Here is a 6,053-nt window from a genome sequence, read left to right as displayed (position 1 = left end):
GTGCTCACCGGTAGCTGCGGGGTTGGGCGGTTCGCGAGCAAGCTCGCTCCTACAAAAGCCGGCCGGACGTGGCGTTGCGGGCTTCAGCCAATCGCGGACGAAGTCCGCTCGTACGCGGGGGGGCTTTGGGTAGGAGCAACTGTCTTCTTCTGATAGTTCGTGGCTTGGATTTGCCCTCTTCCTAACCCTCTCCCTGAAGGGAGAGGGGACTGGTTGGGTGCCGGCTGAAACCACGGTGTCAGCCGGCTCAGATAGCTCCCTCTCCCTTCGGAGCGGGGCGCGCAGCCAGGGCGGGGGAGAGGGCCTGCCCCGGCGCGATATTTCAGGTAGGAGAGGATCTGTCCGCGATCGCCCGACGCCGCCTCGGATGTCTGCGAGGGCACGGTGGCGGTATGCCACGCCTCAGTGCGTGGCAATCCAGATCAGCAGCCCGGCCTGGAACACGGCGAACACCGTCAGGCAGGCAATGGTGAAACGCAGGCTGGTGTCGTCGCGGCGGAAGGTCTCGATGCGCTGTTCCAGCCGGCGGATCTCGTTGGCCTGGGTGGCGAGGTTCTGGTCGGCCTGTTCGAGCATGGCGCCGGCTTCCAGCAGGGGGAGTATCTGCACCTTGTCCTTATGCCAATCGTCATACAGCTCGCTGACCCGGCCGACGCTGTAGCGCGCCTTCAGCAGCCGCGAATCCTCGTAGATCACGTCGAAGCCCTGGGCGCGCAGGAAGTGGTCGCGGCGCTGCCGGGCCTCTTCGTTGGGCACGTCCTTCATCGCCAGCGCGCCGCCCTCGACGCGGTAGTGCGACCACTTCTTCTTCGCCCACGCCACGCCCTGGGCCAGCAGGAAGCGTCCCAGGCCGCGGTTCAGCGGTTCGGTGGCAAAGCCTGAATCGGCGCCGAAGCGCACTTCCTTGTTGCGGTGGTCCGCCCAGACCTCCAGCAGGTTCACTTCCTTGCGCAGCACCTGGCCGGGCACCTGGATGGTCAGGCGCAGCAGGCTCTGCTCGCCGTTGTGGCGCTCCACCCGGCCGAGCTGCACGAAGCGCAGCGGGCGTGCGCCGGTGGTACGGTCGGTGGGCAGCGGCGCCAGGCGCAGCAGGCGATAGTGTTCCGGCGCCAGCTCCGCCCAAGGGTGCGGGCGGGCGGCAGCCTCGTCGGCGGCGACGGCGGTCTGTTCGGCTTCGGTCATGGGGTCTACCTCGGGGCCTGGCGGGCGTGGCCAGGGCTCTCCCGTGGTTTATCGACGCAGCGGCGGATTTCTTGAGACGTTCGCTCCAGATTCCGCCAGCGTGCCACCGGGCAGGGTCGGCGTCTGCCGGATGAAAGCCGTGACGCGCTGCACCAGCTCGCGCGCCAGCGGCAGATTGGGGTTGTTGTAGGAGGCAAGCTGCTGCGGACCGCTGGTCGGAACGATGCGCAGGATGTGGTTCATTCCCGAAATCAGGTGGAAATCGCTGTCGGGCTTGGCGCGCTTGAGCGCCTGGGCATCCTCGACGCCGACCTGGATGTCGTTGGTGCCTTGCAGGATCAGGGTGGGCAGCCTGAGCGCGGCGAAGGCGGCGGCCGGGTCCTGGCGGAACAGCGAGATCAGGTAGGGCTGCACGCTGGGGCGGAACAGTACCTTCAGCGGTTCCGGCACGCGGGGCTGCAGCTGTCCGGCCTGCAGTTCGTCGATCAACTGGTCGGCCTGGGCCAGCAGGGGCGGCGGCAGGCGGCCCTGCAGCTGTTCGCGCAGCACGTCGCCGATGGGGCGGGCGCTGCCGGCAAGGGAAACCAGCGCCTCGGCGTGGGTCTGCGGGGCAGCCAGGCTGGCGATCAGTGCGCCCTCGCTGTGGCCGATGAGAATCTGCCGGCCGAAGCGCGGATCGTGGGCCAGCTTGTCGCTCCAGGCCACCACGTCGCTGACGTAGGCCTCGACGCTGAGTTCTTCCTCGCGTGGCGCTGCCGGCAGGCTGCGGGCCACGCCGCGCTTGTCGTAGCGCACGCTGGCGATACCGTTCTCCGCCAGTGCCTCGGCCAGCTTGCGCAGGTAGGCGTTCTGCCCGCCCTCGGGATTGTTGCCGTCGCGGTCGGTCGGGCCGGAGCCGGCGATCAGCAGGGCCACTGGCGGCGGGTTCTGCGATTGGGAGGTTGGGGTCTGCGGCAGCAGCAGGGTGCCGCGCAGCACGCCGTGGCCCGTATCCAGGTCATAGGGGCGTTGCAGGATGCTGGTAGGGGCGGCCTGGGCCAGGCTCGTGAGGAGGCAGGCGATGGACAGTAAGCAGAGCAGGGCGAGACGGCGCATCGAGGACTTCGCGACGGGGCTGATGGCGCTTTGATCCTCGCGGGCGGCGAAGGTTCGCAGGGCGGATTGACGCAGGTATACTGCTCGGCCTTTTCGATCCCTAGTCTTCCGCGGAGCCTCGCATGTCCGGCAACACCTACGGCAAGCTGTTCACCGTCACCACCGCTGGCGAAAGCCACGGCCCGGCGCTGGTCGCCATCGTCGACGGCTGCCCGCCCGGCCTGGAGATTTCCCTGGAAGACCTGCAGCGCGACCTGGACCGCCGCAAGCCCGGCACCAGCCGCCATACCACCCAGCGCCAGGAAGCCGATGAGGTGGAAATCCTCTCCGGCGTGTTCGAGGGCAAGACCACCGGCACTCCGATCGGCCTGCTGATCCGCAACACCGACCAGAAGTCCAAGGACTACTCGGCGATCAAGGACCTGTTCCGCCCGGCCCACGCCGATTACACCTACCACCACAAGTACGGTGTGCGTGACTACCGTGGCGGCGGCCGTTCCTCGGCGCGTGAGACGGCCATGCGCGTGGCCGCCGGTGCCATCGCCAAGAAGGTGCTGGCAGGCATGGGCATCAGCGTGCGCGGCTACATGAGCCAGCTCGGCCCGATCGAAATCCCCTTCAAGACCTGGGACAGCGTTGAAGACAACGCCTTTTTCAGCCCCGATCCGGACAAGGTGCCGGAGCTGGAGGCCTACATGGACCAGCTGCGCCGTGACCAGGATTCGGTCGGCGCGAAGATTACCGTGGTCGCCGAAGGCGTGCCGCCGGGCCTGGGCGAGCCGATCTTCGACCGCCTGGACGCCGAACTGGCCCACGCGCTGATGAGCATCAACGCGGTGAAGGGCGTGGAAATCGGCGCCGGCTTCGCCAGCGTCGCCCAGCGCGGCACCGAGCACCGCGACGAGCTGACCCCGGAAGGCTTCCTGTCGAACAACGCCGGCGGCATCCTCGGCGGCATCTCCTCCGGCCAGCCGATCGTCGCCCACCTGGCGCTCAAGCCGACCTCCAGCATCACCACTCCCGGTCGTTCCATCGACGTGAACGGCAACCCGGTGGACGTCATCACCAAGGGCCGCCACGACCCGTGCGTGGGCATCCGCGCGACCCCCATCGCCGAGGCGATGATGGCCATCGTGCTGCTCGACCACCTGCTGCGCCACCGCGCGCAGAATGCCGACGTGAAGGTCAATACGCCGATTCTCGGCCAGCTCTGAGCCACAAGCTGCAAGCGGGCGCGATTCCCGGCTCTTCGCTTGCAGCTTCAAGCTTGCCGCTTATGGCTGCTCTCCCTTACTGGCGGCTGTCCAGTTTCTACTTCTTCTACTTCTGCCTGCTGGGCGGGACGGCGCCGTTCCTCGCGCTGTATTTCCATCACCTGGGCTTCTCCAGCGCGCGGATCGGCGAGCTGGTCGCCATCCCCATGCTGATGCGCTGCGTGGCACCGAACCTGTGGGGCTGGCTGGGCGACCGCAGCGGCCAGCGGCTGGCCATCGTGCGCTTTGGCGCGGTGTGCACGGCGCTGTGCTTCGCCGGCATCTTCCTCGGCCACGGCTATGCGTGGCTGGCGCTGATCATGGCCGGGCACGCCTTCTTCTGGCACGCGGTGCTGCCGCAGTTCGAAGTGATCACCCTGGCGCACCTGAGCGGGCGTACCGAAAGCTACAGCCGTATCCGCCTGTGGGGCTCCATCGGCTTCATCTGCACGGTGGTCGGCCTGGGCTGGTTGTTCGAGTTCGCCAGCCTCGACGCCTATCCGCTGGCGTTGCTGGCGATCATGCTCGGCATCATTGGCGCGAGTTGGTGGGTGCCGAATGCCCAGCCGCCGGCGCGGCAGGACGAGGCCAGTGCCGGGGGCTTTCGCCAGCAACTGCTCAAGCCCGGCGTGCTCGCGTTCTATCTCTGCGTGTGCCTGATGCAGCTGTCCCACGGCCCGTACTACACCTTCCTGACCCTGCACCTGGAATCGCTCGGCTATGCCCGCGGGCTGATCGGCCAGCTCTGGGCGCTGGGCGTGGTCGCCGAAGTGCTGCTGTTCCTGGTCATGCCGCGTCTGCTCAAGCGCTTTTCCCTGCGCCAGGTGCTGGCGGCGAGCTTCCTGCTGGCGGCCTTGCGCTGGCTGCTGCTGGGTTCGCTGGCCGGGCACCTGGCGGTGTTGCTGCTCGCCCAGTTGCTGCACGCGGCGACCTTCGGCAGCTTCCACGCGGCCGCCATTCATTTCGTCCAGCGCAGCTTCCAGGCGCGCCAGCAAGGCCAGGGCCAGGCGCTCTATGCCGCGCTGGCGGGGACCGGCGGCGCACTGGGCGCGCTTTACTCCGGCTACAGCTGGGGTAGCCTTGGCCCGGCCTGGACCTTCGCCATCGCCAGCATCGCCGCGCTGGCCGCCGCCTTCATCATCTGGACCCGTCTGAACGAGGACCCGCATGAACGACACCCGTGAACAATTGACCCGGCAGATCATCGAGGCCGGGCGTTTTCTCTATGGCCGTGGCTGGTCGCCGGCCACCAGCAGCAATTACTCGACGCGCCTGTCGGCCGACCGCGCGCTGCTCACCGTTTCGGGCAAGCACAAGGGCCAGCTCGGCGAGGACGACGTGCTGGAAACGGATCTCTGCGGCAACAGCCTGGAGCCCGGCAAGAAGCCCTCGGCGGAAACCCTGCTGCACACCCAGCTCTACGCCTGGCGGGCGGAAATCGGCGCGGTGCTGCACACCCATTCGGTCAACGCCACCGTGCTCTCGCGCCTGACCGCTGGTGATTGCCTGGAGCTGGAAGACTACGAGCTGCAGAAGGCCTTTGCCGGCGTCAGCACCCACGAAGGCCGGGTCACCGTGCCGATCTTCGATAACGACCAGGACATCGCTCGCCTGGCGGCCAAGGTGCAGCCCTGGCTGGACGCGCATCCGGACTGCCCCGGTTACCTGATCCGCGGCCACGGCCTGTACACTTGGGGCCCACGCATGGCCGATGCCCTGCGCCAGATCGAAGCCTTCGAATTCCTTTTCGAATGCGAACTGAAAGTACTGAGCCTTCGCGGCGGCACGCGCTGAGCGAATCCGGCCCGTTATTGCGGAAACAGCCCAGAAGGATAACGACCATGAGCAGCCTGACCGTCTATCACGAATCCAACCCCGAGCAGCCGTTGAAGCTGCTGACCCACGCCGAGGACATCGCCTCCACCCTGGGCGAGCTGGGCGTGCGCTTCCAGCGCTGGGCGGCCAACGCGCCCATCGTCCCCGGCGCCAGCCAGGAAGAAGTGATCGCCGCCTACCAGCACGAGATTCGCCGCCTGCAGGAAGAGCAGGGTTACGTCACCGTCGATGTGGTCAGCCTCAGCGCCGACCATCCGCAGAAGGATGAGCTGCGTGCCAAGTTCCTCGACGAGCACCGCCACGGCGAGGACGAAGTGCGCTTCTTCGTCGCCGGGCGCGGACTGTTCACCCTGCACATCGAGGATCATGTGTACGCCGTGTTGTGCGAGAAGAACGACCTGATCTCGGTGCCCGCCGGCACCCGCCACTGGTTCGACATGGGCGAGCGCCCGCACTTCGTCGCCATTCGCCTGTTCAACAACGCCGAGGGCTGGGTCGCGAAGTTCACCGGCGACGAGATCGCCAAGCGGTTTCCGTTGCTGGAAGACTGAAACGCAGCTGTAGGGCATCCCTTGCTCTGCGCTCTTCGTAGGAGCGCGCGTTGGCGCGCACAAACCCCCCCCCGGGAGCGGGTAGCGAGCCACCGCGCGCCGACAGGGGGACCCCCGCCCCGCCCCCCCCCCCCCG

Annotated in this window: 6 protein-coding genes; 4 read left to right on the top strand and 2 right to left on the bottom strand. The window is 67.5% G+C overall.

From position 1 onward, the window contains the following. Positions 1-402: 402 nt before the first annotated feature. Positions 403-1,182 carry a hypothetical protein gene (locus ACCC94_RS27055; protein WP_413352686.1) on the bottom strand — a complete coding sequence of 260 codons (780 nt, stop codon included), beginning with the start codon at positions 1,180-1,182 and terminating at the stop codon, positions 403-405. Between the two features lie 48 nt (positions 1,183-1,230). After that, positions 1,231-2,277 (bottom strand): alpha/beta hydrolase, encoded by a 1,047-nt coding sequence (locus tag ACCC94_RS27050; protein WP_413352685.1) that lies wholly within the window; start codon positions 2,275-2,277, stop codon positions 1,231-1,233. Between the two features lie 122 nt (positions 2,278-2,399). Here ACCC94_RS27050 and aroC point away from each other — a divergent pair, with 122 nt between their 5' ends. The 4 genes from aroC to ACCC94_RS27030 all read left to right on the top strand — a co-directional run bounded on the left by aroC (position 2,400) and on the right by ACCC94_RS27030 (position 5,917). After that, complete coding sequence (gene aroC, locus ACCC94_RS27045) at positions 2,400-3,491, top strand: chorismate synthase (protein ID WP_413352684.1); 1,092 nt, start codon at positions 2,400-2,402, stop codon at positions 3,489-3,491. Positions 3,492-3,553: 62 nt separating this feature from the next. Further along, entirely contained in the window at positions 3,554-4,714 is a 1,161-nt protein-coding gene (locus ACCC94_RS27040) for an MFS transporter (RefSeq protein WP_413352683.1), read from the top strand. Continuing rightward, positions 4,698-5,324 carry a methylthioribulose 1-phosphate dehydratase gene (locus ACCC94_RS27035; RefSeq protein ID WP_413352682.1) on the top strand — a complete coding sequence of 209 codons (627 nt, stop codon included), beginning with the start codon at positions 4,698-4,700 and terminating at the stop codon, positions 5,322-5,324. The genes ACCC94_RS27040 and ACCC94_RS27035 overlap by 17 nt, the downstream gene beginning before the upstream one ends. Positions 5,325-5,371: 47 nt before the next feature. Then, positions 5,372-5,917, top strand: a complete 546-nt coding sequence (locus tag ACCC94_RS27030; protein WP_413352681.1) for a 1,2-dihydroxy-3-keto-5-methylthiopentene dioxygenase — start codon at positions 5,372-5,374, stop codon at positions 5,915-5,917. Positions 5,918-6,053: the final 136 nt, after the last annotated feature.

Origin of the sequence: Pseudomonas sp. Pseusp97 (assembly GCF_047304025.1) — a bacterium.
Lineage (GTDB): Bacteria > Pseudomonadota > Gammaproteobacteria > Pseudomonadales > Pseudomonadaceae > Pseudomonas.
Note: the sequence above shows the minus strand (reverse complement) of the source record. Positions and strands in the feature narration are given on the sequence as shown.